Here is a 26,119-nt window from a genome sequence, read left to right on the forward strand (position 1 = left end):
CAGGCGGGTTGTCACGCCGCGGCGCCGATTCGTCGTCCGTTGTTGGCGGAATGTGTCCCGCATACGGCATCCGTCCGCTATCGTCCACTGTGACGCTCGGTGATGCCGGGTGTCACAATCCCCGGACGGCGGATGGGAGGAGCGGCCGCGACCGGCCGCGTAGTGCTCATGACCCACACCTCGACCACCCACCACCAGCAACGATCCCCTCGCTCCATCGCCAGAACGGCCGTCACGCTCTGCGTGGCGGCCGTCGTGCTCGTGGGAGCGGCCCTCGGCGCGGCGGCGGACGCGTCGGCGGCGGAGACGACGGAATCGGCGGACCCACCGTCGGCCGTCATCACGCTGGGCGACTCGTACTCGTCGGGCCTCGGCGCCGGCGGCTATCTCGACGACTGCGACCGAACGCCGCGGGCGTGGAACAACCTGATCTTCGGCGACGCGGTGTCCGACCGGACGCTGCTGGCCTGCTCGGGCGCACGGATCGCGGAGGTGACGCAGCAGGTGCGGCAGCTGGAGGCGATCCCCGGCGCCGGCGACCGGCTGATCACCGTCACGGTCGGCGGCAACGACGCGGGCTTCGCCGACGAGCTGGTCAACTGCCTGGTCTCGTTCCTGTCGTGCACCCGGCGTGAAGCCGAGCTGACCACGTTGATCAACAGCCTGCGCCAGCCGCTCGTGCAGCTCTACGACGCCGTGCAGGCGGCGGCGCCCGGCGACGAGGTGATCGTCGGCGGGTATCCGATGCTCGTTCCCGACCCGGCCGTGCGCAGCGACTGCCCGGCGCTGACCGGCCTGCTGTCCGACTCCGAGCGGCAGATGATCCGCCGCCTCGGCGTCCTGCTCAACGACGTCATCGACGCCGCTGCCGCCGACGCCGGCGTGGAGTCGGCCTCGGGCGAGGTGGCAGCCGGATTCGACGGACACGAGGCGTGCGCCAACGGGTCCGGTGACTGGCTCTACGGCCTGAAGATCTCGTGGTCGGCGGCGGACGAGCCGGGTACGGCGAGCGCCTCGCCGTACCAGCCGCAGTGGGACGTCGCGTCGTCATTCGTGCGTGACTCCTTCCATCCGACGGTGAACGGCCAGGCGGCCTACGCGGACGCGTTCGAGGAGGCCTGGGCGGCCCGCTGACCCCTGGTGCCGCCCTTGGCGCCGTTGGACGCGGCGCCAGGGGCGGCTCCGCGCAGGGTGCCGCGGCGGGCCGGGCCCGGCTCGGCGATGTCGAAGGCCGTGCACAACCACCGCCCGTCGTCGGCTTCGAGGCGCACCGCGACGGCCCGCGCCACCTCCCCGACCTGCACGACGACGCTCGCCTCGGCCACTCCAGGTGTGACGCGGCAGACACGCAGCGCCCGGATCCGCGGCCGCACGGCGGGCGCCTCCTCCTGCGCGACCGCCCGGCGGCTGAGGTCGCGGTAGACGGACTCGGCGGTCCACCGGACCAGCTGCTGCAGAGGGCGGCGGCCGTGCAGGCACTCGAGCGCCGACTGGGCCAGTCGGGCGGTCCACCGGCGCGGATCCGGCAGCTCATCGGCCGTTGTCGTCGTGGCGGTCGTGGCGGCGGTCGTCGTGGCGGTCGTGGCGGCCGGGGCGGCGGTCGTCGCGGCGGTCGCGATACGTGTGGTGGGCCCTGGCCCGGCTGTTGCGACGGCGACGGCGGTTGTGGCCCGGGTTCCGGCTCCTGACCTGACTGTGGCGGTGGCCGCGGTGGCGGTCCGGGTGGCCGGTCCAGGCTCTGTCGCGGTCGCGGTCGCGGTCGCGGCCCGGGTGGCGGGTCCGGACCCGCTGGCGGCTCTGGCAGGAGCCTTCGCTGGAGTACCGATTCCTGGTCTGGCTGCTGCGGCGGTCGTGGTCCGGGTGGCGGGTCTTGGTCCGGCGGCGGCTGGGGCGGTGGTCGTGGCTGGGCCTGCCGCGCAGGCGCGCGCGGTCTCGCTGAGCCCGCCGCTGTCGCGAGCCGGATCGGCGCCGCGGGCTTGGCCGGCGGCGCGGGCTTGGCCGGCGGCGCGGGCTTGGCCGGCGGCGCGGGCTTGGCTGGCGGCACGAGCCGGGGCAGTGGCGCGGGCTTGGCCAGCGGCGCGGGTTGCGGCGCCCTCGCGGGCCGGGCCGGCGGCGCTGTCGCGAGCCGGCTCGCGGGGCGCTCGGGGTTCGGGGCCGGGGTAGCGCAGCCACAGGCTGTCCGTCACCACCGCTGGGCCGACCCCGATGGGGCGCAGCTGGTCCTCGAAGACGCCGTCGAGGTCGAGCGGAAGTGTCCCCTGGACCGCCGCCCCCGCCCCGGCCCCCGTCCCCGCTCCCGTGTCCGCCGTCCGCCGCTCGCCGCGGGGCACGACGACACCCAGTTCGTCGTCGAAAGGCGGCTCGGTGACCGGGACCGGCAGCAGGCGCACCCGGCTCACGTACGGCTCGGGCGGTGCGGACGTGGCGGTCATCGCGGCCTCCTGACTGGGCGGACATCGGCGTCAGGAGCATCGAAACCGCCGGGCGGCGACGGGGTCAACGGCATCGGGCGGCCGGGCAGACCCGAGGCGGGAACGGGCAAACGGGCAACCTCTGGGGAGCCCGGAAACGGTGAACGGGCAACCGGTGAAGGGGAACGGGCAAACACGGTTCTGTCACATTCCGACCATTGATGCGTGGCACGAACCAGCTTGTTGCAGGAGAATCAACAAATGGAGGCCATTCGTCACAACGGGCCGCGGCGGGGGCTGGTGCTCGGCGGCGGCGGGGTCCTGGGCGCGGCGTGGATGGTCGGCGCGCTGAGCGCCATCGAGGAATCGACCGGCGCCGACCTCCGGTCCTTCGACTACATCCTGGGCACGTCCGCGGGCTCGGTGCTCGCCGCGCTGCTCGGCGCCGGGGTCGACGCCGAGCAGTTGCGCGACCACCAGCTGGGCAATCCGATCGACGGCCCGCTGTCCGACCACACCTGGGACTACGAGACCGCGACCGGCGGCTCGCGCCCGCAGCTGCCCCGGTTCGGGGTCGGCTCGCCGGCGCTGGTCCGGCGCAACGTCCGACGGCTGCGCCGCATGCCGCCGACCGCCGTCCTGTCGGCGCTGATGCCGGTCGGCCGCGGCTCGCTGGACGGCGTCGGCGACCTCGTCGACGCGGTCACGGGGCCGGACGCCGGGTGGTCGCCGCACTCGGGCGTCTGGATCGTCGCGATGGACTACGAGACCGGTCGCCGGGTCCCGTTCGGCCGGGCCGGCGAGCCGCGGGCGTCGCTCCCGCAGGCCGTCATGGCGTCGTGCGCCATCCCGGGCTGGTTCGCGCCGGTGATGATCGGCGGCCACCGCTACGTCGACGGCGGCACCTGCTCGGCCACGTCGGTCGACCTGTTCGGCAGCCTGGGCCTGGACGAGGTCTACGTCGTCGCGCCGATGGTGTCGTTCGAGCTGGACCATCCGCGGGCGCTGCTGCCGCGGCTGGAACGTCGCTGGCGGCGGCGCTGCACCCGCCGCTGCCTGCGTGAGGCGGCGAAGCTGGAGGCCGCGGGCACCGCCGTCACGATCCTCGGCCCCGGCCCGGAGGACCTCGTCGCGATCGGCGCGAACGTCATGGACACCGGCCGCCGCATGGCCGTCCTCGAGACCTCGCTGCGGACGTCGGAGGAGGCGCTCACCCAGGGCCGCTCCTGGGCCGACGCGGCCGAAGCCGGCTGAAGTCGGCTGAAGGGCGGCGTACGGCTGTCGTTCATACCACGGAGGCGATACGCTTCGCAGCCGGTAGCGTTGAGGTCGACGACAATCCCACCGGAGCGGTCGCCGGGCGGCAGCCATTCGGGGGAAGTCGGGCCAGTGGGACGAATGACAAGGCGGGTTCGGTGCAGAATCTTCTACGGTGGACGAGCGCTCGAGCCGTGACGGAGACGTTCGCCCCCGCTGCACGCGCACGAGTGCCCGCACATGGGTGAGCCGAGAGATGAGAACACGAGGTGTCAAGCGTGATGGATGACCGGCTGTCGACCAGGCCGTACGTCGCACGAGCGGTGCGACTGCTGTCCCAGCCCCGTCGGAGTCCCGCCGACGGCGCACTGGTCACCGCGGTAGCACTGCGGCTGGCCTCCCTCGACAGCGACAGCGAGACGGCCGAGCGGCTCGTCGCCGCGTCCGACCGGGTGATGGCCGGGGTCGCCGGCCTCATCGGGGAGCAGGCGCCGGCGTCGGACTGGAGCGACACTGCCGAGGCGCTGGCGCTGATGATCGCCGGCCGGCCGCTGCAGCGCGGTCACCTCATGGCGGCGCGCGCGACGCTCGGCACGGCCGACAAGGTCATCGACCTGTCCGACCGGCTGCGTCGCACCGCCGAGGAGCCCATCGACCGCGACGACCTCGGCCGCGCGCTGGCCATGGCCGTCACGGGCCCGGCCGAGCTGGCCGAGGCGCTGCTCGAGCGCGAGTCGACCGACTCCGCGCCCGCGGCGGCCGCCGAGGCCCCCGCGCCGCGGCAGCCGGGGCGCCGCGCCGGCGCCGCCGAGCGCAACGTGTCGCTGCGCGCCCTGGACGGCGGCGTCCCCGGCCGTTGAAGGGGCGGCCGCTGAGCTGCTCTCTTCTGGATTGACGGTATCGGCGTCAGCTCCGCTGGGGTGCTCCTGAAGGGGACCGGGCGACCGGTCGTCTGACACGCCTGTCCGCCCGCGCCGTCCGCCGCCCCGAAGACGTCCGCCGGGCGGCCGCACCGTGCGCCGGGCCGGGACGGGACGTTGGCGTGCTCAGTGCGCCCCGACCTCAGCAGGCCCCGGGCTCAGCGCTTCCCTGCGAGCCAGTCGTTACCGACGCGTTCCTCGACCTTGACCGCGTGCATCAGACCCTGGTGCACCGCCTGCTCGATCTTCCCGCCGACCAGCGGCACCGACGCCTTCAGCAGGGCCTTGATCGTCAGCACGGTCGTGGCGCCGTTCGCGGCCAGCCGCATGGTGCCGGTGGCACGGACCGGTGCGCCGGACATCTCCAGCTCGATGCTGCCGTCACGCGACCCGTCCGCCGCGGCCGGGCCCCAGGTGTCGCGCTGCTTGATGTCGATCGTCTCGCCGACGAAGCGGCGGACGAAGTCGGGGACGTCCGGGGGCATGACACGCAGGAGGTCGATGGTGACGCGGTCGCCGTCGCGGCGGACGGAGGCCTGGTGCCGGATCGCGTTGGCGGCCATGGTCTTCTTCTCGATGTAGGCCTCGTCGGTCAACATCGCGAAGACCGCTGCCGGATCGGCGTCGAAACGCAGCTCGCTGTTCAGGTCCATGGCTCCACATCCTGACCCATACGCTGGCGAGGTGACCACCGACAAGGAGATCAGTCCTCCGTCCGCACAGTTCGGCGAGGACGGTGCCCGGCTCAGCTACGGCACCTACCTGCGTCTCGCGCAGCTGCTCGACCAGCAGCGACTCGAGACCGATGCTCACGACGAGCTGCTGTTCATCACCATCCACCAGGTCTACGAGCTGTGGTTCAAACAACTGCTGCACGAGCTGGAGGCGGCCCGGCAGGCGATGTTCGACGACCGCCTGTGGTGGGCCCGGCACCTGCTGAACCGGGTGCACGAGATCGAGCGGATCCTGATCGAGCAGGTCGGCGTCCTGGAGACGATGACCCCGCAGGACTTCCTGGAGTTCCGGGCCCGGCTGGCGCCGGCCAGCGGCTTCCAGTCGGTGCAGTTCCGCGAGCTGGAGTTCGTGTCGGGCGCGAAGGACGCGGCGTTCCTGCGCCGGTTCCGTGGCCTGACGGACGACGAGGCGGCGCGGCTGCGGCGCCGGCTGGACGAGCCGACGCTGTGGGACGCGTTCCTGGCGGCGATGCGGGCCCGCGACCTCCCCACCGGAACGGACGACGAGATCAGCGCGTCGCTGCGCACGGCGGCGCACGACCGCGGCGGCTACGGCGAGGTCTGGGAGCTGGCCGAGGGGCTGATGTCGCACGACGAGCTGGCCGCCGGCTGGCGGGCCCGGCACGTCACGATGGTGGAACGGATGATCGGGACGAAAACCGGCACCGGCGGCTCGTCCGGCGCCTCCTACCTGCGCAGTCGCCTCGACTTCCGCTACTACCCGCTGCTCTGGGAGCTGCGTTCCTGGCTCTGAGATGATCATGAACCGGGGGTCGGGCAGCGGCCGCGGCGGGGAGCTACTAAGGTTCTGAGAGGTCCCGTACAACGACGTGCGGGGTCTAGCTCCGGGGGTTGGTGGATCCATGCGTAATCGGCTCGACGAAGCCAAATCCGAGCTCCTCGCCAAAGCCGCGCTGGTCGGCGACCGCGGGAGCCGCGACGAGGACGAAGCCTTCCTTCGCCGGTACTACCGGCACGTCGCCGCCGAGGACCTCGTCGACCGCGACGTCGTCGACGTCTACGGCGTGGCCGCGTCGCACCGGCGCTCGGCGCAGACCAGGCCGCAGGGCACCGCCGTCGTCAACGTCTACACGCCGACGGTCGACGAGCACGGCTGGGCGTCCGGGCACACCATCGTCGAGGTCGTCATCGACGACATGCCGTTCCTGGTCGACTCCGTCACCATGGCGCTGTCCGAGCACGAGCACGCCATCCGCCTCGTCGTCCACCCGCAGCTGGTGGTCCGCCGCGACATCACCGGCCAGCTGATCGAGGTGCTCGACCTCAACGAGAACGACCGGCGGCGCGACGCCGGCACCGTCGTCGAGTCGTGGATGCACGTCGAGATCGACCGCACCGACGACCCTGACGACCAAGCCGCCATCGAGCAGTTGCTGCGCGATGTGCTCCGCGACGTCCGCGAGGCGGTCGAGGACTGGCCGCGCATGCGCCAGCGCGCCATCGACATCGCCGGCGAGCTGGAGCACCCGCCGTCGTCGATCAAGGCGCCCGAGGCCGACGAGGCGCGCGAGCTGCTGCACTGGCTGGCCGACGACCACTTCACCTTCCTCGGCTACCGCGAGTACCAGCTCGACGAGGTCGACGGCGAGGACGTGCTGCGCGCGGTCACCGGCACCGGCCTCGGCATCCTGCGCTCCGACCAGGACCTCTCCGGCTCGTTCGGCAAGCTGCCGCGCGAGGTGCGCGCGAAGGCGCGCGAGAAACAGCTGCTGGTGCTCACCAAGGCCAACTCCAAGGCGACGGTGCACCGCCCGGCCTACCTCGACTACGTCGGGGTGAAGACGTTCGACGAGTCCGGTGAGGTGGTCGGCGAGCGGCGCTTCCTCGGGCTGTTCACGTCCGCCGCCTACACCGAGAGCGTCCTGCGCATCCCGGTGCTGCGGCGCAAGGTCCAGGAGGTCATCGAGCAGGCCGGGTTCGCACCGTCCGGCCACTCCGGCAAGGACCTCCTGCAGGTGCTCGAGACGTACCCGCGCGACGAGCTGTTCCAGATCCCGCCCGAGGAGCTGCTGCCCACCGCGCTCGCCGTCGTCCACCTGCAAGAGCGCCGCCACCTGCGCATGTTCGTCCGCCGCGACGACTACGGGCGCTACCTGTCGTTCCTCGTCTACCTGCCGCGCGACCGCTACAACACCGACGTGCGCGAGCGCATCCAGCGGCTGCTGCTGGCCGCCACCGACGGCGACTCCATCGACTTCACCGCGCGGGTCGGCGAGGCCGCGCTGGCCCGGCTGCACTTCGTCGTGCGCATGCGGCGCGACCAGGAGCTGCCCGTCATCGACGTCCCGGCGCTGGAGAAGGCGCTGGTCGGCGCCACCCGCTCGTGGATCGACGAGTTGTCCGACGCGCTGGCCGAGCAGGTCGGCGAGGAGGGCGCGGCGAAGCTGCTGCGCCGGTACCGGCAGGCGTTCCCCGAGGGCTACAAGGCCGACTTCCCGGCACGGACGGCGGTGGCCGACGTCCGCCGCCTCGAGGAGCTGCCGGCCGAGGACGGCCTGGGCATGAACCTCTACCAGCCGGTCGGCGGGCTGGCCACCGACCGCCGGTTCAAGATCTACCGCACCGGCGCGCCCATCTCGCTCACCCAGGTGCTGCCGATCCTGTCGCGCATGGGCGTCGAGGTGGTCGACGAGCGGCCGTACGAGATCGTCCGGCGGGGCCACGACACCGAGTCGACGGCGTACATCTACGACTTCGGGCTGCGCTACCGCGGGCTGCGTGCCACCGAGGCCGACCGCCTCAAGGTGCTGTTCCAGGACGCGTTCGCCGCGGTGTGGCGGGGCGACGCCGAGAGCGACGGGTTCAACGCGCTGGTGCCGCAGGCGGGGCTGTCGTGGCGGCAGGCGTCCATCCTGCGCGCGTACGCCAAGTACCTGCGCCAGACCGGCACCACGTTCAGCCAGAACTACCTCGAAGAGGCGCTGTCCGGCCACGTCGACGTCGCGCGCATGCTCGTCGACCTGTTCGAGATCCGTTTCGACCCGGAACGGTACGACGCCGACGACGCCGGTCGCGCGGCCCGGCAGACGGCCGCCGACGAGCTGAACGGGCGCATCGACGAGGCGCTCGACCAGGTCGCCAGCCTCGACCAGGACCGCATCCTGCGCTCGTTCCTGCGGCTGGTGAAGGCGACGCTGCGGACCAGCTACTACCGCACCACCGTCGGCGGGCCGCAGACCGTCACCAGCTTCAAGATCGACTCCCGGTCGCTGCCCGACCTCCCCGACCCCAAGCCGAAGTACGAGATCTGGGTGTACTCACCCCGGGTCGAGGGCGTGCACCTGCGCTACGGCGCCGTCGCCCGCGGCGGGCTGCGCTGGTCCGACCGGCGCGAGGACTTCCGGACGGAGATCCTCGGCCTGGTCAAGGCGCAGGCGGTGAAGAACTCCGTCATCGTCCCGGTCGGCGCGAAGGGCGGCTTCGTCGGCAAGCGCCTGCCCGACCCCGCCGTCGACCGCGAGGCGTGGCTGGCCGAGGGCGTCGAGTGCTACAAGACGTTCATCCGGGCCATGCTCGACATCACCGACAACCGCGCCGCCGACCGCAGCGTCGTCCCGCCGCCGATGGTCGTCCGCCACGACGGCGACGACCCGTACCTCGTCGTCGCGGCCGACAAGGGCACCGCGTCGTTCTCCGACATCGCCAACGACGTCTCCCACGAGTACGGCTTCTGGCTCGGCGACGCGTTCGCGTCCGGCGGCTCGGCCGGCTACGACCACAAGGCCATGGGCATCACCGCCCGCGGCGCCTGGGAGTCGGTGCGGCGGCACTTCCGCCAGCTCGGCCGCGACACCCAGACCGAGGACTTCACCGTCGTCGGCATCGGCGACATGTCCGGCGACGTGTTCGGCAACGGCATGCTGCTGTCCGAGCACATCCGCCTGGTGGCCGCGTTCGACCACCGGCACATCTTCCTCGACCCCGACCCCGACGCGGCGGAGTCCTACGCCGAGCGCCGTCGCCTCTTCGAGCTGCCGCGGTCCAGCTGGAACGACTACGAGCCCAAGCTGATCAGCGAGGGCGGCGGCGTCTACCCGCGCACGGCGAAGACGATCAAGCTGTCGGCCGAGGTCAAGCAGGTGCTGGGCATCGACGCGTCGGTCGAGACCATGTCGCCGCCCGAGCTGATGCACGCCATCCTCGGCGCGCCCGTCGACCTGCTCTGGAACGGCGGCATCGGCACCTACGTGAAGGCGTCGACGGAGTCCAACGCCGAGGTGGGCGACAAGGCCAACGACGCCATCCGCATCGACGCCGCCGACCTCCGCGCGCAGGTCGTCGGCGAGGGCGGCAACCTCGGCCTGACCCAGCGCGGCCGCATCGAGTTCGCTTTGAAGACACCGTCCGGCGGGCGCATCAATACGGACGCCATCGACAACTCCGCCGGCGTCGACACCTCCGACCACGAGGTGAACATCAAGATCCTGCTCGACGGCGTCGTCCGGGCCGGCGACCTCACCGAGAAGCAGCGCAACGAGCTGCTGGCCGAGATGACCGACGAGATCGCCGGCCTCGTGCTGACGAACAACTACGGCCAGAACATCGCGCTGGCCAACGGCGTGTTCCAGGCGCCGAACCTGGCCCACGTCCACCGGTCCTACCTGGCCAAGCTGGAGGCCCAGGGCAAGCTCGACCGCGCCATCGAGGCGCTGCCCACCGACCGCCAGCTGGCCGAGCGCATGGCCGCCGGCAAGGGCCTGACCAGCCCGGAACTGTCCGTCGTCCTCGCGTACACGAAGAACCTCATGTACGAGGAGCTGCTGGCCGGCGGCATGCCCGACGACCCGTACCTCGGCGCCGCGCTGCACGCGTACTTCCCGAGCGCGCTGCGCGACACCTACGGCGACGTCATCGACAACCACCCGCTGCGCCGCGAGATCATCTCGAACGTCGTGGTCAACGAGCTGGTGAACACCGCCGGCACGACGTTCGCGTACCGGCTGGGCATGGAGACCGGCGGCACCGTCGAGGACCTCGCCCGCGCGCACACCGTCGGCGGCGTCGTCTTCCAGATCCCCGACCTCATGGTCGCGATCAAGGAGCTCGACAACGTCGTCGACTTCGACGTCCAGACGCGCATGCGGCTGGAGGCGCGGACGATCACCGAGCGGGCCACCCGCTGGCTCACCGTCAACCGCCGGCCACCCATCGACATCGCCTGGCAGATCGGGTTCTTCGAAGAGCCCATCGCCCGGCTGCTGGTGGCGCTGCCCGAGGTGCTGTCCGGGCGCGAGCTGGACCTCTACCACGAGCGGCTGGAGGCGCTGGCCGCCGACGGCGTGCCGGAACCGCTGGCCAACCGGGTCGCGGTGCTGCCGCCGGCCTACGCCGGGCTCGGGATGGTCGAGAACTCGCTGGCCACCGGCACCGACCTGCTCGAGGTGGCGCGGGTGCACTTCACCCTCGGAGCGTTCCTCGAACTGGGCCGGCTACTGGAGCGGATCATCTCGCTGCCGCGGCGCGACCGCTGGCAGACGATGGCCCGGGCCGCCCTGCGCGACGACCTCCACGCCGTCCAGGCGGCGCTGACGGCGCAGGTCATCCAGCACACGCACGAGGAGTCGGCGCCGCAGGACCGGGTCGAGGCGTGGGCGGCGCAGGACGACGTCGTGGTCGCCCGCACCCAGGGCATGCTGCGCGAGATCGTCGAGGGCGACAGCTTCGACCTCGCCAGGCTCTCGGTCGGCCTGCGCGCCGTCCGCGGCCTGCTCCGCCCCGACGCGACGTAGGGCACGGGCGGCGCGTCGTTCAGGCGCGCTTCGGTGACCCCGCGCTCGCCCCTTTTGCAATGAGCACCGATACGCACCACCCAGCCGGCGATGCGTATCGGTGTCATTGCAAGCGGTGGGGGACGTGCGATGGCTGGCGGTTTGCTGGTGTCAGGGCACCAGCAAACCGCCAGCCATGAGGCCGCCGTGCGGGTCAGCGAGTGGGAACGAGCTCCGGTGCGCCGGCGCCGCGGACGTCCGTCCCGACCGCGTCCGCCTCCGCGTCGGGCAGGTAGAGCTCAGGCCGGCCCTCGACGTGCAGCTGGGGCAGCCGGCGCTCCAGCCAGGAGGGCAGCCACCAGTTGGCCCGTCCCAGCAGGTGCATGACGGCGGGGACCAGCAGCATCCGCACGACGGTGGCGTCGACGAGGATCGCCGCGGCCATGCCGACGCCGATGACCTTGAGGAACACCTCCGGGCTCGGGATGAACGCCGCGAACACCGCGACCATGATCGCCGCCGCGGCGGTGATGACGCGTCCCGTGCCGGCCAGCCCTTCGACGATGGCGCGGGCGTTGTCGCCGGTCCGCGTCCACGCCTCGCGCATGCGGCTGATCAGGAACACCTCGTAGTCCATCGACAGCCCGAACAGCACCGCGAAGACCAGCACCGGGATGAACGCCGGCATCGGCGTCTCGGTGTCGATGCCGATCAGCTGCCCGGCCCAGCCGCCCTCCAGGACCAGCGCGACCACGCCGTACGCGGCGGCGACGGAGAGCAGGTTCATCAGCGCGGCCGTGATCGGGATGACGATGCTGCGGAACGACACCAGCAGCAGGACCATCGACAGCAACACCACGCCGCCGATCAGCAGCGGCAGCCGCTCGGCCGTGTTCTCCGTCGAGTCGATCGACGTCGCCGTGACGCCGCCGACGTGCACCTCGAGATCGGCGCCCGGCAGCACGTCGTCGCGCAGGGTGTGGACAAGATCCTCCGTGGCGGCGTCCTGTGGACCGGTCGCCGGGAGGACGGTGAGCAGGGCGGCGTCGCCGGCCTCGTTGACGGCGGGCGGCATGATGGCGGCGACGCCCGGGGTCGCGGTGACGGCTTCGGCGAGCGCGGGCAGCGCGGCCTCGTCGCCCGGGCCGTCCAGGTCCGCGACCAGCAGCAGCGGTCCGTTGGCGCCCGCGCCGAAGCCCTCGGACAGCAGGTCGTACGCCTGCCGCGACGAGCGGTCCTCCTCGTTGTTGCCCGCGTCGGGGAAGCCGAAGCGGACACCGAGGAACGGCGCCGCGAGCGCGAGCAGCAGGCCGACGCCGACGACCGTCGCGATGATGCTGTGCCGGTCGACCAGCCGGCCCCAGCGCAGCCACATCCGGGACGGCTCGACGTGCCCGCCCGCGGCCAGTTGCGCCGTCGTCCGTCGGCGGCGGCCCAGCGGGAGGCGGAGGCGGTCGACCCAGCGGCCGAAGAAGCCGAGCAGCGCCGGGAACAGCGTCGCGGCCGCGGCCATGACGACGAGGACGGCGACGATCGTCACCAGCGCCGCGCCCTGCATGAACGAGAGGCCCATCGCGAACAGGCCGAACATGCTGACCATGACGGTGCTGCCGGCGACCATGACGGCCCGCCCGGCGGTGTCGAGCGTCGCGACGGTGGCCCGTTCCGGGTCGAGACCGGCGGCGCGCCATTCGCGGAACCGCGTCACCATGAGCAGCACGTAGTCGATGCCGAGCGCGATGCCCATCATCGTCGCCAGCGCCGTCGACCAGTCCGGCACGTCCACCAGCGCCGCGACGACGCCGGTGAGGGCGCCGCTCAGCGCCAGCCCGGCGACCGCGACGATCAGCGGGAGCCCGGCCGCGACGACCGAGCCGAACGTGATGAGCAGGATCACCGCGGCGGCGGCCATGCCGATGGCCTCGGAGCCGATCTCGCCCTGCTCCGCCAGCGCGACCGTCTGCCCGCCGAGCGCGATCTCCAGCCCCGGCCGTTCCGCGTCGGCGGCCATCGCCAGGAGCTCCTCGGTCTTCTCGACCGGCATGTCGTCCGGCAGCACGACGTCCAGGTTCACCGTCGCGACGAGGATGTCCCCGCTCTGCGAGATGCCGCCCGGCGTCGCGTACGGATCGTCGACGGCGACCACGTGCGGCTGCGCCCGCAGCGCGTCGAGCAGCGCGGTGACGTCGGCCTGCACTTCCGGGTCGGTGACCCCCGTCCCGTCCGTCTTCACCACCACGTCGATGGTGTCGCCGGACTGTGCCGGGAAGCGCTGCTCCAGCAGATCCTGGGCTTCGCGGGAGTCCGAGCCGGGCGCCGAGTAGTCGGCGGTGAAGTCGCCGGCGAACGCGGCGGACAGCCCGAACGCGCCCGCGATGGCCACCACCCACGCGACGATCACCCGGCCGCGGCGCCGGTAGGACGCGCCGGCGAGTCGGCCGAGCACACCGGGACGCGGGGGAGCGGCGGACGTGTCGGTCGGCGCCCCGCCGCGGTCGTTGCTGCCGTGGCCGCCGTTGCGGCCGGCGTTGTCGGTGTGGCCCACGCGGCTGCCGTTGCCCCTGTGGCCGCTTCGGCCGTTGTTGCCGCGGTCGTCGGACTCGACGTATGCGCCGGTCTGGGCGTCGTCGGTGCGCCAACCCGCCGTCGTCGACTGGTCGGCCGGGTCGGGGCCTCGCGATGGCGGGTGGTTCGGTGGTGCTGTAGCACCACCGAACCACCCGCCATTCGTGCGGCCGGCCGAGTCGACGTGGCCGTCGTCGGTGGCGGCGGGGGTGTCAGCAGTGGCGGCTGTGGTTTCAGCGGCGGCGGGGGTGTCAGCGGTGGCGTCGGTGGCTTTAGTGGCGGAGTCGGCGGCGGGGCTGGCGTCTGCGGCGAGGCGGTCTGCCGCAGTCGTCGCCGGGTCGGGCTGGGTGGGCCGGTCCGCCGCGCCGGCACCCGGAGGCGTCGTCGGCCGGTCTCCGTCGTCAGTGGTGGTGGGCTCGTTCATGTCCTGCCCCTCGAAGCGTTACGTGACGTAGCGTTAGAACTGTTACTCGACATAACAAACACGACGCGGCTAAACTTGTCAAGAGGCTTCACATCTGTGAAAGTGCTTCACGCATTGCCGCCGCACGACACAAGGAGGTGGGCGCAGATGGCAGGCGAGATCCCCCAGCCCGGTCGTGAGCCGGAGCGGCCGCCGTCGCGGCAAACGGGACCGACCCAGGCCGCGCAGCCGCCGTTCCCCCAGGCGGAGCGGCGACCGGAGCAGCGGTCGTCCCGACAGGCCGAACGGCCGCCGTCCTCGCAGGCGGAACAGCCGCCGTCGCGGCAGACGGGACAGACGCAGGCCGCGCAGCCGCCGTCCCCACAGTCGGAGCAGCGGCCGGAGAAGCCGCCGTCCCGGCGGGAGCGGGCTCGTGCGGCGACCATCGGGGAGATCAAGCAGACCGCGCTGGGCCTGATGCGCGAGCAGGGCACGACCGACTTCCGGTTCTCCGACATCGCCCGCCTCATGGGCATGACGGCGCCGGCGCTGTACCGCTACTTCGCCGACCGCGACGAGCTGCTGACCGAGCTGATCGTGGACGCGTACAACGATCTGGGCGAGGCCGTCGCGGACGCACGCGACCAGATCCCCGTCGACGATCCGGGGGGCCGGTTCACCGCGGTCGCGCAGTCGTACCGGCGGTGGGCGCGGGAGGAGCCGCAGCGGTTCGCGCTGATCCTCGGCATGCCGGTCCCCGGCTACCACGCCCCCGAGGAGGGCCCGACGACGGAGGCGGCGAGGCGCGCGATGGCGCAGCTGAAGTCACTGTTCTACGAGGCCACCCAGGCCGGCCTGCTGCGCCGTCCCATGCTCGCGGACGACGACGGCGGCATCGCCCGCATGCTGGCGGAGCACCACGAGGCGAAGGATCTGCCGATCGACGGACCGCCGGTGGCGCCGGAGACGTTCCAGGCGATGCTGCACTGCTGGGCGAGCCTGCACGGCTTCACCTGCCTGGAGTCGTACGGCCACCTCGACTGGATGCCCGGGGAGCTGCGCGACGCCATCTTCGACTCCAGCATCCGGCTCATCGCGAAGGTCGCCGGCCTCCCCGAGCCGGGGCAGCCGCCGGCGCCGTGACCGTCAGGCGGCGACCGCGTCCTGCCAGGGCGCGGCGCCGGCGACCAGCGCGCGGGCCCGCAGCAGCTCGCGCGGCGAGCGCCAGCCCAGTACGCCGACGACCCGCTCGCCGCGTCCGTAGGCCGCGACGAACCGTCGTTCCTCCAGCGATCCGCTGATGACGGCGAACCGTTCGGCCGCGGAGGTCTGGCCGTAGGCCTGGAGTTTCGTGTCGTACTGGTCGCTCCAGAAGTACGGCACCGGCTCGTACGCCTGCCCCGCGCCCAGCATGGCGCGCGCGGCGGCCATCGCCTGCTCGGTCGCGTTGGTCCGGTGCTCGACGCGCAGGCTGGCGCCGTGGCCGCGGTGGAACCAGCGGGCGACGTCGCCGGCGGCGAACACGTCCGGTGCGGCCTGGCAGTGCGCGTCGCACCCGACGCCGTCGGTGAGATCCAGGCCGCTGCCGTCGAGCCAGCCGGTGGCCGGGGTGGTCCCGATCGCCACGAGCACGCACGGGCTGCGCACTGCCGTGCCGTCGCCGAGCCGCACGCCGGTGACGCGGCCGCCGTCCTGCTCGATGCCCCGCACGGTGACGCCGAGGCGCAGGTCGACGTCGTGCTCGGTGTGCAGGCCGGCGAGCAGCCGCGCCACCTCCGGCCCGACCTGACGCAGCATCGGCGCCGGCGCGGGGTCGACGAGCGTGACGGGGATGCCCAGGCCGCGCAGGGTGGCGGCCGCCTCCGCGCCGAGGAACCCCGCGCCGATGACGACCACCCGCCCGGCGGTGTGCGCCGCCGCCTTGAACGCGACGGTGTCGTCGATGGTGCGCAGGACGTGGACACCGTGCAGCCCGTCCGTCCCCGGCCACCGGCGCGGCTGGACGCCGGTGGCGATGAGCAACCGGTCGAAGCCGAGGTCGGCGCCGCCGACGCGGACCGTCCGCCCGGCGACGTCCAGCGACGTCGCAGCGGCGCCGAGCCGGCAGCCGATCGCCAGCTCGTCGTACCGATCACGGGGCAGCAGCTCCAGCCGGTCCGCCTCCCACGCCCCGGAGAGCAGTTGCTTCGACAGCGGCGGGCGGTCGTACCCGAGGTGCGCTTCGGCGCCGACGACGGTGACCTCGCCGTCGAAGCCGTCGGCGCGCAGCGACTCCGCGGCCGTCAGGCCGGCCGCCGACGCCCCGACGACGACGATGCGACGCGGCGGCGTCACGCCTCGACCAGGATCGCGCGCGCCGGGCACAGCCGGGCGGCGAGCTGGACGTCGTCGGACGCGGACGCCGGGGGATCGTCGTCGAGCAGGACGGCGAGGCCGTCGTCGTCCTGGTCGAAGACGTCGGGCGCGGCCATGACGCACTGACCGCCACCGACGCAGCGGTCGATCTCGACGATGATCTTCACGACTGCTCCTCCCAGGTCACCGGCAGCGCAGTGAGGTTCAGGAACGCGTACTCCTTGACCGACAGCGACTCCGCGTCCGTGGCCAGCCGCAGCGACGGGATGCGCCGCAGCACCGTCGCGAGCACCGTCTGCAGCTCGATGCGCGCGAGCGGCTGCCCGAGGCACTGGTGCACCCCGTAGCCGAACGCGACGTGGTGCCGCGCCTCCCGGTGCGGGTCGAAGCGTGCCGCGTCGGCGAACGCGGTGTCGTCGCGGTTGGCCCCGGCGACGGCGGCGATCACGCCGTCGCCGGGCTCGATGACGTGACCGCCGATCTCGATGCGCTCCGTGGCTACCCGCGTCGGCGAGATGTGGAAGATGCTGATGTAGCGCAGCAGCTCCTCGACGGCGTTGGGCACCAGCGACGGGTCGGCCCGCAGCTCGCGCAGCTGCTCCGGGTGGCGCAGCAGGGTGGCGATGCTCATCGAGATCATGTTGGCGGTGGTCTCGTGGCCGGCCGTGATGAGCAGCCGGACCGCCGCGATGAGCTCGTCCCGGGTGACGGTGTCGCCGTCGAGCTGGTCGGCGACGAGCGCGCTGACGAGGTCGTCGGCGGGTTCACGCTGCTTGCGGGCGATCAGCGCGTCGGCGTAGGCGAGCATCTCCTCGGTCGCGTGCCGGACGTCCTCGGGCGACGTCGTCAGCGTGTTGCGCCGGTGGTCGAGCTCCTGGATGCGATGGCGGTCCTCGAACGGCATGCCCAGCACGCGGCAGATCGTGCGGGCCGGCACCTCCAGCGCCAGCGCCGGCACGAGGTCGGCCGGCGGCCCGGCCGCCAGCAGGTCCGACACCAGCTCGTCGACGATCTCCTGGACCATCGGCCGCAGCGTCTCGATGCGCTTGACCGCGAAGTACTTGGTGAACACCCGGCGCAGCCGCCCATGCTCGGGCGGGTCCATCTGGATGAACGTGCGGCCGGACCGCTCCAGCGCCTCGCGGCCGGCCGTCGGGAACGGGAAGCCCGGGTTGGTCCGGTCGGCGCTGATGCGCGGATCCGCGAGCAGCGAGCGCACCTCGTCGTACCCGGTGACCAGCCAGGCCGCCCGGCCGTCCCAGAGCCGCACCCGGGCCAGGCCGCCGGCCGCGCGGACGGCGGCGTACTCGTCGGGCGGGTCGAACGGTGTCGGCCGCGGCATCGGGAACGCGGGGAGCGGCTCGGAGGTCTGGGTCACGGTGTCACCTCACGGGGTTGAGGACGGGCGGGCGGACGCCCTGCCGGACGAAATCGAGGGCGATGCGGGCCGCCGACGCGCCCAGCTGCTGCTCGGAGCCCTGCGAGTACCAGGCGACGTGCGGGGTCACGACGACGTCGGCGCGGCCGAGCAGGGCGGCGTGCCGCGCCACGTCGTGCTCGTCCTCCAGGACGTCGAGGCCGGCGGCCCGGACGACACCGGCGTCGAGCGCCTCGGTGAGCGCGGCGGTGTCGACGAGTCCGCCGCGTGCGGTGTTGACGACGACCGGCGAGCGCCGCATCCGGGCGAACGCGGCGCGGCCGAGGAGGTGGTGGCTGTCCGCCGTCAGCGGCGCGTGCAGGCTGATGACGTCGCTGCCGGCCAGCAGCTCGTCGAGGGAGACGCCGGCCGCGCCGGCCCGAGCGAAGGCGTCGGCGCCGACGTACGGGTCGTGGGCGACGACGTCCATGCCCAGCGCCCGCGCGCGTTCGGCCGTCGCCGTCCCGATGCGGCCCAGGCCGACGATGCCGAGGCGGCTGCCGCGCAGCCGCATGACGGGCGGGCGGTCGACGGTGACCCAGTCGGCGCGCGTGGACGCCTGGAAGTGCGCGAGCCGGCGGACCGCGGCGAGCATTAGCAGGACGGCGTGGTCGGCGACCTCGTCGGTCGCGTAGTCGGGGACGTTGGCGACCAGGACGCCGAGCTCAGTCGCCGCCTCGAGGTCGATGCGGTCGACGCCGACGCCGGCCCGCACCACCAGGCGCAGCCGGGGCAGCGACGACAGCAGCGTCCGGGAGACCTCCGCACCGCCGACGACCAGGGCTTCGGCGTCGGCGGCGCGGTCGAGACCGGGCGCGCCGGGCTCGTCCGGCAGGACGACGTAGGGGACGCCGGCGTCGTCCAGGGTCCGCAGCGCGGCGGGCAGGAAGGGCGACGCGGCCGCCCAGATCGCGATCACCGGCTCGGCCTCCTCACGCATGGCATGCCGTTCCATGACGGGAACCTACTGTCGGCTCCAGAGGTCGTCAAGGTCCTGGACGCGGCGCGGACCCGCCTGGTGGTGGCCCCGCCAGGGCCGCAACGGTGCACGTCACGCAACATGGAACGCCGTGCGACGTCACGTTTTGTGCGGCTGCCGGGCAGGTCCCCGCCCAGGTCGCCGCCCGCGTCGGCCGTCGTCGTGCCGGGAATCTCAGCCGCAGCGCGTACCCTTGTGCGACGTGGCAGCACGTGACGTAGACGCCGAGATCGCGGACCTCTCGCAGACCCTGGCCAGCATCGAGAACGTTCTCGAGCCGGAGAAGATGCGAGAGCGCATCACCGACCTCGAGGCGCACGCGGCGGCTCCGGACCTGTGGGACGACGTCGAGCAGGCGCAGCAGGTCACCAGCCAGCTGTCGTACCTGCAGGCCGAGTTGCGCAAGGTCACCGAGCTGCGCCAGCGCATCGAGGACCTCCCGGTCATGGTCGAGCTGGGCCGCGACGAAGGCGACGCCGACGCCATGGCCGAGGTCGAGCGCGAGATCGACGACCTCCGGAAGGTCATCTCCGACCTCGAGATCCGCACGCTGCTGTCCGGCGAGTACGACGAGCGCGAGGCCGTCGTCACCATCCGGTCCGGCGCCGGAGGCGTCGACGCCGCCGACTTCGCCGAGATGCTGCTGCGCATGTACCTGCGCTGGGCCGAGCGGCACGGCTACAAGACCGAGGTCCTCGACACCTCCTACGCGGAGGAGGCCGGCCTCAAGTCGGCGACGTTCGAGGTCAAGGCGCCGTTCGCGTACGGGACGCTGTCCGTCGAGGCGGGCACGCACCGCCTCGTCCGCATCTCGCCGTTCGACAACCAGGGCCGCCGCCAGACGTCGTTCGCGGCGGTCGAGGTCATCCCGCTGATCGAGACCACCGACCACGTCGACATCCCCGAGGCGGACATCCGCATCGACGTGTTCCGGTCGTCCGGTCCCGGCGGGCAGAGCGTCAACACCACCGACTCCGCCGTCCGCATCACCCACCTCCCGACCGGCCTGGTGGTGTCGATGCAGAACGAGAAGTCGCAGATCCAGAACCGCGCCGCCGCCATGCGCGTCCTGCAGTCCCGGCTGCTGCTGCTGCGCCGTGAAGAGGAGCAGGCGCAGAAGAAGGAGCTGGCCGGCGACGTCAAGGCGTCGTGGGGCGACCAGATGCGCTCCTACGTCGTCCACCCGTACCAGATGGTGAAGGACCTGCGCACCGAACACGAGGTCGGCAACCCGCAGGCCGTGTTCGACGGGCAGATCGACGACTTCCTGGAGGCCGGCATCCGCTGGCGCAAGCAGCAGGAGCAGGCCGAGGCACAGTGACGTCTCTGCTGTCCTACGGGAACCTTCGTGGCGCCACGCCGCGTTGGTTCTCCCAGCGTGCGGTCACATCCGGACGTACACTCACAGACGAGCTTCAGGCGGTCAGGGCCATCGCAGGAGCGTCTGACATCCACATCGGCGAGGCATCGTGATCCTTTTCGACAACGTCAGCAAGTTGTACCCGACGCAGAACCAGGCAGCGCTGGAAAGCCTGTCCCTGGAGATCGAGAAGGGCGAGTTCGTCTTCCTCGTCGGGCCGTCCGGGTCCGGCAAGTCGACCTTCCTGCGGCTGACGCTGCGCGAGGAGAAGCCGACCGCGGGCCGCATCCGCGTCGCCGGCAAGGACCTCCACCGGCTGTCGAACTGGAAGGTCCCGCACCTGCGCCGCCGCATCGGCACCGTCTTCCAGGACTTCCGGCTGCTGCCGAACAAGACGGTGTTCGAGAACATCGCGTTCGCACTGCAGGTCATCGGCAAGCCGCGCCGCCAGATCAACCGCGACGTCCCCGCCGTCCTCGAGCTCGTCGGGCTCGACGGCAAGGAGGACCGGCTGCCCGACCAGCTCTCCGGCGGCGAGCAGCAGCGCGTCGCCGTCGCCCGCGCGTTCGTCAACCGCCCGCTGATCCTGCTGGCCGACGAGCCCACCGGAAACCTCGACCCGGGCACCAGCGTCGGCATCATGAAGCTGCTCGACCGCATCAACCGCACGGGCACCACCGTGGTCATGGCCACCCACGACCAGTCCATCGTCGACCAGATGCGCAAGCGCGTCATCGAGCTCGAGCACGGCAAGCTGGTCCGCGACCAGTCGCGCGGCGTCTACGGCTACACCCGCTGACACCGCCCTTCGTCCCGAACCCGCCGACCCGGAAGAAACCATGCGCTTCCAGTACGTCCTGTCCGAGATCACCACCGGCCTGCGCCGCAACCTGACGATGACCATCGCGCTCGTCATCGTGGTGGCCATCTCCATCGCCATGCTGGGCGCCGGCCTGCTGATCCGATCCCAGGCCGAGACCACCAAGGGCTACTGGTACGACCGCATCGAGATCTCGGTGTTCATGTGCAACGAGTACTCGACCGGGGCCGGCTGTGCCGACGGCGCCGTCACCGACGCGCAGCGCGACACCATCCGGCAGACGCTGGAGTCGCACCCCGAGGTCGACGAGGTGTTCTACGAGAACCAGGAGCAGGCGTTCGAGCGGTTCAGCGAGCAGTTCGACGACTCCGACATCGGCGGCATCATCACGCCCGACCAGCTCCCCGAGTCCTTCCGCGTCGCCCTGCAGGACCCCGAACAGTACGACGGCGTCGTCTCGGCGGTGGCCGGGCTGCCCGGTGTCCAGGAGGTCACCGACCAGCGGCAGCTGCTCGAACCACTCTTCCGGACGCTCGACGGGTTCCAGCTGGTCGCGTTCGCCATCACCGTCATCCAGATCATCGCGGCGGTGCTGCTGATCGGTAACACCATCCGGCTGGCCGCGTTCAACCGCCGCCGCGAGACCGGCATCATGCGGCTGGTCGGCGCGTCGAACTTCTACATCCAGCTCCCGTTCATCCTGGAAGCGGCCATCGCCGGCCTGCTCGGCTCGGTGCTCGGCGTCATCGCCCTCTTCGGCGGCGTCGAACTGATCGTCGGCCGGTTCATCGCGCCGAACCTCCAGTTCACGTCGTGGGTCGACAGCGCCGACGTGTGGGCGGCGACGCCCTGGCTGCTGGTGGCCGGCGTGCTGTTCTCGATGCTGGCCTCGTTCGTGACGCTCCGCCGCTACCTGCGCGTTTAGCACTGGACCGGCGTCGGCCACTCGCCGCTCATGGCGAGGTGGCGGGCGGCCGGGCGCGGTCCGTCACCGTAGGGGTCGCTGGCGCGCGGACCTTGTCGATGCGCGGACGTTGTCGGCGCCCGCCCGTAGGGTGGGTGCCCTCCCGGCCGGGCGGGGACCGTACCTCGCGTCAGTCGAGTCGGCCGAGCTTGACGGAGCGGCCGCGCCGGTAGCGGGCGGGGCCTCAGCCGACCCCGCGGCGGCGCACCAGCCGGACTGCGGCCAGGCCCGCGGCGGCGCACCAGCCGGACCGCGGCCAGACTCGCGGTGGCGGACCGCCCCGGGCCTCGGCCGGCGCGCGGACGTTGTCGGCGCCCGCCCGTAGGGTGGGTGCCCTCCCGGCCGGGCGGGGACCGTACGTCGGGTCGACCGGGCTCGACGAAGCGGCCGCGCCGGTAGCGGGCGGGGGCTCGGCCAGACCCGTGCCGGCGCATCACCGAGGCGGCCGCGCGGCCCTCATCGGCACCGTCCGACACGCCGAGGCGGCGAAATCCGGCGTCCCCGCCGATTCGCGGCACTTGCCCACCTTGTGCGCTCGCCTGCGGAAATGACAGCGCTGTAGTTATCGCGGGCTGCTTCGCGGCCAGAGTGAATGGTGTTACGGTCATGCACGAGTGGTGCGAGGGAGGCCGCTGTGAAGGCTGTGACAACTGAGACGTCGTGGGCGCGGCGGGTGACCGTGATCGTCGTCACCGTCGGCCTTCTCTGCACCGGTCTGAGCCAGGCATGGGCCACGTCCGACGCCGAGCGACGGTTGAAGGACGCGCAGAACAGCCTGGAGCACGCCCAGGATCAGCTGGCCCACTCCACGCAGGCGCTCGCCGACGCGACGGCCGCGTACCAGGCGGCGACGGCGCAGTTGCCGGCCGCCGAGGCGACGCTGGCCGGTGCACAGCAGGGCCTGGCCACCGCCGAGCACGAGCTCGAGGTCGCACGCGGCGAGGTCGCCGCGGCACGGGCGGCGGACGAGGCGGCGGCGCAGAAGCTGGCCGAGGCCGAGAAGAAGGTCAAGGACCAGATCGCCAAGATCGACGATGTCACCGAGCGGATCGACGGCAAGCGGGCGTCGATCAGCCAGGTCGCCGTCGAGGCGTACACCCGCGGCGTCGGCGCCGACCTCGCCAGCCTCACCATCCTCATGCAGGCCGACAGCATGGACGCGCTCGCCGCACGCGCCGCCGCGTCGACGTCGGTGCTGACGGCCGAGAACACCATCCTCGGCGCCCTCAAGGACGACCGCGCCGAGCTGGCCAACGAGCGCGTCGTCCTCGAAGACCTCGAAGCGGCCGCCGAGGAGGCCCGCCAGCTGGCGGCCGCCACCCTGCAGGCGACGGAGGAGCGCGAGCAGGCCGCCGAGGCCGCCCGCGCCACCGCGCAGGCGGCCAGCGACGCCGCCGCGGCGGCGAAGGCCGAGGTCGACCAGCTCGTCTCCGCCCGCGACGGTGCGAGGACGGCGGCGGAGGCGGCCCAGGTCGCGGACCAGGCCCAGACGGCGGCCTGGTCGGCCGAGCGGGACCAGATCGAGGCCGAGATCGCCGAGATCCAGCGCAGGCAGCAGGAAGAGGCCGAGCAGGAGCAGGCCGAGCAGGAAGCCGAAGAGGACAACGGCGGCGGCGGTGGCGGCGGCGGAAACGGCGGCGGCGGAGGCGGCGGCGGTGGAGGAGGCGGCGGCGGTGGCGGCAGCTCCGTCACGCTGGCCTTCCCGACCGCGAACCCGTACGTCACGTCGCCCTACGGCATGCGCGTCCACCCGGTCACCGGCGTCTACAAGCTGCACGACGGCACCGACTTCCGGGCCTACTGCGGCACGCCGATCCGCGCGGCCGCCGCGGGCACCGTCGAGTGGGCCTACTACCGGGGCGCGTACGGCAACCAGGTCGCCGTCAGTCACCGGCGCATGGTGTCGACGTACAGCCACCTGTCGCGGTTCGCCGTCAGCGATGGCGAGAGCGTGTCGCAGGGCGAGATCATCGGCTACTCCGGCACGACCGGCAGCTCGACCGCGTGCCACCTGCACTTCATGCTCTACGTCGGCGGCGAGCGCGTGAACCCGATGAACTACCTCGGGCAATAACGCAGTCGTCTCGGGGGCACCGGAGGTGCGATCCTTGGGGCATGGCACGAGAACGCGGACGCACCGTGGTGGCCCAGAACCGCAAGGCCCGCCACGACTACCACATCGACGACACCTACGAGGCCGGCATCGTCCTGACCGGCACCGAGGTGAAGGCGCTGCGGGCCGGCAAGGCGTCGCTGGTCGACGGGTTCGCCGAGGTCCGCGACGGCGAGGTGTGGCTGCGCAACGTGCACATCCCCGAGTACGACCTCGGCACCTGGAACAACCACGCGCCGCGGCGTTCGCGCAAGCTGCTGCTGCGCAAGGACGAGATCAGCAAGCTGATCGGCAAGACTCGCGAGACCGGGTACACGCTGGTCCCGCTGACGCTGTACTTCAAGGACGGCTACGCCAAGATCGAGCTGGCGCTGGCCCGGGGCAAGAAGGCCTACGACAAGCGGCACACGCTGGCCGAGCGCGAGGCGAAGCGCGAGGCCGAGCGCGCCATGGCCAACGCCCGCCGCAAGCGCTGAGCCCGCGGTGAGCCCGCGGCGGGTCGCGACGGCGACAGCCCTGCTCCTGGCGGCGATGCTGCTGGCCGGCTGCGGCGGGGGCTCCGCGGCCTCGACGCCGTCGCCGTCCGCCTCGACGTCGACCACGACGGCGACGGCGACGCCCACCCCGGCCCCGGCCTGGCCGCTGACCGGCCTGCCGGCGCCGTCGGCCGCCGACGCCGCGAGGCCGGCGCTGGTCGTGAAGATCGACAACACGCCGTCGTCGGCGCCGCAGCTGGGGCTGTCGAAGGCCGACCTCGTGGTCGAGGAGCTGGTCGAGGGCGGGCTGACCCGGCTGGCCGCGATGTTCCAGTCGGCGCTGCCGCCGGTCGCCGGGCCGGTGCGGTCGGTGCGCACCACCGACGCCGGTCTCGCGCTGCCGGCCGGCGGCGTGCTGGTCGCGTCCGGCGGCGCGGAGCGGGTGCTGAAGGCGCTGGACGAGGCCGGCGTCACCGTGCTGACCGGCGGCGGCAACGGTCTGTCCCGCGACCACAGCCGGCCGGCGCCGTACAACGTCATGCTCGATCCCGCCCAGGCGGTGGCGAGCCTGCCCGCCGGCGCCGGCGTCCCCACCGGCCCGTACCTGCCGTGGGGGACGGCGCCCGCGGGCCGGCCGGTCGGCGGCGCCGTCGTGACGTTCTCCGCCGCGCGCACCTCGACGTGGACGTGGTCCGACGGCGTCTGGGTGCTCGACGGCGACCACGCGGCCGACGGCGACCGGTTCGGCCCGGCGACGGTGCTGGTGCTGCGGGTCGAGCTGCGCGACGCCGGCTACGAGGACCCGGCCGGCAACCCGGTCCCCGAGACCGTCCTCGTCGGCTCCGGCGCCGCGACGCTGCTCACCGGCGGCGCGGCCGTCGAGGGCACGTGGAGCAAGGAGTCGCTGGCGGCGCCGCTGACGCTGGCCGACGCCGCCGGGGCGCCGCTGCACGTGCCGCCGGGGCGGGTGTGGATCGAGCTGGTCCCCGACTCCGGCTCGGTGACGCTGCGCTGACCGCGCCGTGCGAGGCTGGCCCGATGACCGACGACGCATGGGAACGACGCATCGCCGCCGCGTGGGCGTCCATCGACGAGTACGACGACGACGCGTTCCGGGCCGTCGTCGACGACCTGGCCGCCGAGCTGCCCGCGGGGCACCCCGTCGCGGCGTTCGAGCGGGCCTGCGCCTTCGACTCGACCGGCCGTCCCGACCTCGCCGAACCGCTCTACCGTGAGGCGCTGGCCGGCGAGCTGCCGGGCGAGCGTCGTCGCCGGGCGGTGATCCAGTTGGCCAGCACCGTCCGCAACCTCGGCCGTCCGGGTGAGAGCGTCGAGCTGCTCATCGCGGAGCAGGGCCGCGGCTCGGACCACCTGGACGACGCGGTCAGCTGCGTGCTCGCGCTGGCGCTCACCGACGCCGGGCGCGAGCGCGAGGCCGTCTCCGTCGCCGTCGGCGCGCTGGCCCGGCACCTGCCGCGCTACCAGCGCTCGATGGCCGCCTACGCCCGGGCCCTGGTCTAGGACGACGTGATCCGCGCCGCACTCGGGAGGCCTTGCCAGGCCGCTTAAAAGAAGGGATATTCGTTTTAGGAACTCGCCGACCCACGGAGGCATCC

Annotated in this window: 20 protein-coding genes and 1 pseudogene; 14 read left to right on the forward strand and 7 right to left on the reverse strand. The window is 72.7% G+C overall.

All coding sequences use genetic code 11. From position 1 onward, the window contains the following. Positions 1-168: 168 nt before the first annotated feature. Positions 169-1,134: an SGNH/GDSL hydrolase family protein gene (locus BLV02_RS04040; RefSeq protein ID WP_171906696.1), complete on the forward strand. Its 966-nt coding sequence runs from the start codon at positions 169-171 to the stop codon at positions 1,132-1,134. Here the strand turns inward: BLV02_RS04040 and BLV02_RS04045 are convergent. Further along, entirely contained in the window at positions 1,095-2,432 is a 1,338-nt protein-coding gene (locus BLV02_RS04045) for an Rv3235 family protein (protein ID WP_069110383.1), read from the reverse strand. The two genes, BLV02_RS04040 and BLV02_RS04045, sit on opposite strands and share 40 nt — an antisense overlap. Before the next feature lie 240 nt (positions 2,433-2,672). Between BLV02_RS04045 and BLV02_RS04050 the strand changes: the two genes are divergently transcribed. The 3 genes and pseudogenes from BLV02_RS04050 to BLV02_RS04060 all read left to right on the forward strand — a co-directional run bounded on the left by BLV02_RS04050 (position 2,673) and on the right by BLV02_RS04060 (position 4,528). Then, positions 2,673-3,665 carry a patatin-like phospholipase family protein gene (locus BLV02_RS04050; protein ID WP_069110382.1) on the forward strand — a complete coding sequence of 331 codons (993 nt, stop codon included), beginning with the start codon at positions 2,673-2,675 and terminating at the stop codon, positions 3,663-3,665. A gap of 17 nt (positions 3,666-3,682) precedes the next feature. Then, a pseudogene (locus BLV02_RS38190) lies at positions 3,683-3,916 on the forward strand (L-glutamate gamma-semialdehyde dehydrogenase); the annotation flags it as partial. Between the two features lie 30 nt (positions 3,917-3,946). Further along, positions 3,947-4,528, forward strand: a complete 582-nt coding sequence (locus tag BLV02_RS04060; protein WP_141711474.1) for a hypothetical protein — start codon at positions 3,947-3,949, stop codon at positions 4,526-4,528. Between the two features lie 218 nt (positions 4,529-4,746). On the opposite strand, the gene BLV02_RS04065 is transcribed toward BLV02_RS04060, so the two are convergent. After that, complete coding sequence (locus BLV02_RS04065; RefSeq protein ID WP_069110380.1) at positions 4,747-5,241, reverse strand: DUF2505 domain-containing protein; 495 nt, start codon at positions 5,239-5,241, stop codon at positions 4,747-4,749. A gap of 31 nt (positions 5,242-5,272) precedes the next feature. Between BLV02_RS04065 and BLV02_RS04070 the strand changes: the two genes are divergently transcribed. Next, positions 5,273-6,076, forward strand: a complete 804-nt coding sequence (locus BLV02_RS04070; RefSeq protein WP_216094086.1) for a tryptophan 2,3-dioxygenase — start codon at positions 5,273-5,275, stop codon at positions 6,074-6,076. A 109-nt stretch (positions 6,077-6,185) separates the two neighbouring features. Continuing rightward, positions 6,186-11,072, forward strand: a complete 4,887-nt coding sequence (locus tag BLV02_RS04075; protein ID WP_069110379.1) for an NAD-glutamate dehydrogenase — start codon at positions 6,186-6,188, stop codon at positions 11,070-11,072. Between the two features lie 193 nt (positions 11,073-11,265). Here the strand turns inward: BLV02_RS04075 and BLV02_RS04080 are convergent, their stop codons facing one another. Beyond that, the gene (locus BLV02_RS04080) at positions 11,266-14,040 is read right to left on the reverse strand and encodes an MMPL family transporter (protein ID WP_069110378.1); all 2,775 of its coding nucleotides are present in this window, start codon (positions 14,038-14,040) and stop codon (positions 11,266-11,268) included. A 147-nt stretch (positions 14,041-14,187) separates the two neighbouring features. On the opposite strand from BLV02_RS04080, the gene BLV02_RS04085 reads away from it, so the two are divergent. Beyond that, positions 14,188-15,162 (forward strand): TetR/AcrR family transcriptional regulator, encoded by a 975-nt coding sequence (locus tag BLV02_RS04085; RefSeq protein ID WP_083288432.1) that lies wholly within the window; start codon positions 14,188-14,190, stop codon positions 15,160-15,162. Between the two features lie 3 nt (positions 15,163-15,165). On the opposite strand, the gene BLV02_RS04090 is transcribed toward BLV02_RS04085, so the two are convergent. The 4 genes from BLV02_RS04090 to BLV02_RS04105 are packed head-to-tail and all read right to left on the reverse strand — an operon-like array spanning position 15,166 to position 18,746. Further along, positions 15,166-16,353, reverse strand: a complete 1,188-nt coding sequence (locus BLV02_RS04090; RefSeq protein WP_069110377.1) for an NAD(P)/FAD-dependent oxidoreductase — start codon at positions 16,351-16,353, stop codon at positions 15,166-15,168. Beyond that, positions 16,350-16,541 (reverse strand): ferredoxin, encoded by a 192-nt coding sequence (locus BLV02_RS04095; protein ID WP_069110376.1) that lies wholly within the window; start codon positions 16,539-16,541, stop codon positions 16,350-16,352. Before BLV02_RS04095 ends, BLV02_RS04090 begins: the two co-directional genes overlap by 4 nt. Beyond that, the gene (locus BLV02_RS04100; RefSeq protein WP_216094084.1) at positions 16,538-17,752 is read right to left on the reverse strand and encodes a cytochrome P450; all 1,215 of its coding nucleotides are present in this window, start codon (positions 17,750-17,752) and stop codon (positions 16,538-16,540) included. The genes BLV02_RS04095 and BLV02_RS04100 overlap by 4 nt, the downstream gene beginning before the upstream one ends. Before the next feature lie 4 nt (positions 17,753-17,756). Next, on the reverse strand, positions 17,757-18,746 hold the full coding sequence (locus BLV02_RS04105; RefSeq protein ID WP_083288431.1) for a C-terminal binding protein: 990 nt from the start codon (positions 18,744-18,746) through the stop codon (positions 17,757-17,759). Positions 18,747-18,972: 226 nt separating this feature from the next. Here BLV02_RS04105 and prfB point away from each other — a divergent pair, with 226 nt between their 5' ends. The 7 genes from prfB to BLV02_RS04140 all read left to right on the forward strand — a co-directional run bounded on the left by prfB (position 18,973) and on the right by BLV02_RS04140 (position 26,024). Continuing rightward, positions 18,973-20,091, forward strand: a complete 1,119-nt coding sequence (gene prfB, locus BLV02_RS04110) for a peptide chain release factor 2 (protein ID WP_069110713.1) — start codon at positions 18,973-18,975, stop codon at positions 20,089-20,091. A 148-nt stretch (positions 20,092-20,239) separates the two neighbouring features. Continuing rightward, the gene (gene ftsE, locus BLV02_RS04115; protein ID WP_069110375.1) at positions 20,240-20,929 is read left to right on the forward strand and encodes a cell division ATP-binding protein FtsE; all 690 of its coding nucleotides are present in this window, start codon (positions 20,240-20,242) and stop codon (positions 20,927-20,929) included. A gap of 40 nt (positions 20,930-20,969) precedes the next feature. Continuing rightward, complete coding sequence (gene ftsX / locus BLV02_RS04120; RefSeq protein WP_069110374.1) at positions 20,970-21,875, forward strand: permease-like cell division protein FtsX; 906 nt, start codon at positions 20,970-20,972, stop codon at positions 21,873-21,875. A gap of 673 nt (positions 21,876-22,548) precedes the next feature. Beyond that, positions 22,549-23,988: a M23 family metallopeptidase gene (locus tag BLV02_RS04125; RefSeq protein WP_141711473.1), complete on the forward strand. Its 1,440-nt coding sequence runs from the start codon at positions 22,549-22,551 to the stop codon at positions 23,986-23,988. Positions 23,989-24,029: 41 nt separating this feature from the next. Continuing rightward, entirely contained in the window at positions 24,030-24,503 is a 474-nt protein-coding gene (gene smpB / locus BLV02_RS04130; RefSeq protein ID WP_069110372.1) for an SsrA-binding protein SmpB, read from the forward strand. Between the two features lie 7 nt (positions 24,504-24,510). Then, positions 24,511-25,518: a DUF3048 domain-containing protein gene (locus BLV02_RS04135; RefSeq protein ID WP_083288429.1), complete on the forward strand. Its 1,008-nt coding sequence runs from the start codon at positions 24,511-24,513 to the stop codon at positions 25,516-25,518. Between the two features lie 23 nt (positions 25,519-25,541). Beyond that, positions 25,542-26,024 (forward strand): tetratricopeptide repeat protein, encoded by a 483-nt coding sequence (locus BLV02_RS04140; RefSeq protein WP_069110371.1) that lies wholly within the window; start codon positions 25,542-25,544, stop codon positions 26,022-26,024. Positions 26,025-26,119: the final 95 nt, after the last annotated feature.

The sequence above is a fragment of the Jiangella alba genome (assembly GCF_900106035.1).
Lineage (GTDB): Bacteria > Actinomycetota > Actinomycetes > Jiangellales > Jiangellaceae > Jiangella > Jiangella alba.

What these genes read in the sequence shown, in the direction of transcription:
- BLV02_RS04040 (WP_171906696.1), top strand. Translation starts at nt 169, where the DNA reads ATGACCCACACCTCGACCACCCACCACCAGCAACGATCCCCTCGCTCC.
- BLV02_RS04045 (WP_069110383.1), bottom strand. Translation starts at nt 2,432, where the DNA reads ATGACCGCCACGTCCGCACCGCCCGAGCCGTACGTGAGCCGGGTGCGC.
- BLV02_RS04050 (WP_069110382.1), top strand. Translation starts at nt 2,673, where the DNA reads ATGGAGGCCATTCGTCACAACGGGCCGCGGCGGGGGCTGGTGCTCGGC.
- BLV02_RS04065 (WP_069110380.1), bottom strand. Translation starts at nt 5,241, where the DNA reads ATGGACCTGAACAGCGAGCTGCGTTTCGACGCCGATCCGGCAGCGGTC.
- BLV02_RS04075 (WP_069110379.1), top strand. Translation starts at nt 6,186, where the DNA reads ATGCGTAATCGGCTCGACGAAGCCAAATCCGAGCTCCTCGCCAAAGCC.
- BLV02_RS04080 (WP_069110378.1), bottom strand. Translation starts at nt 14,040, where the DNA reads ATGAACGAGCCCACCACCACTGACGACGGAGACCGGCCGACGACGCCT.
- BLV02_RS04085 (WP_083288432.1), top strand. Translation starts at nt 14,188, where the DNA reads ATGGCAGGCGAGATCCCCCAGCCCGGTCGTGAGCCGGAGCGGCCGCCG.
- BLV02_RS04105 (WP_083288431.1), bottom strand. Translation starts at nt 18,746, where the DNA reads ATGGAACGGCATGCCATGCGTGAGGAGGCCGAGCCGGTGATCGCGATC.
- ftsX (WP_069110374.1), top strand. Translation starts at nt 20,970, where the DNA reads ATGCGCTTCCAGTACGTCCTGTCCGAGATCACCACCGGCCTGCGCCGC.
- smpB (WP_069110372.1), top strand. Translation starts at nt 24,030, where the DNA reads ATGGCACGAGAACGCGGACGCACCGTGGTGGCCCAGAACCGCAAGGCC.
- BLV02_RS04140 (WP_069110371.1), top strand. Translation starts at nt 25,542, where the DNA reads ATGACCGACGACGCATGGGAACGACGCATCGCCGCCGCGTGGGCGTCC.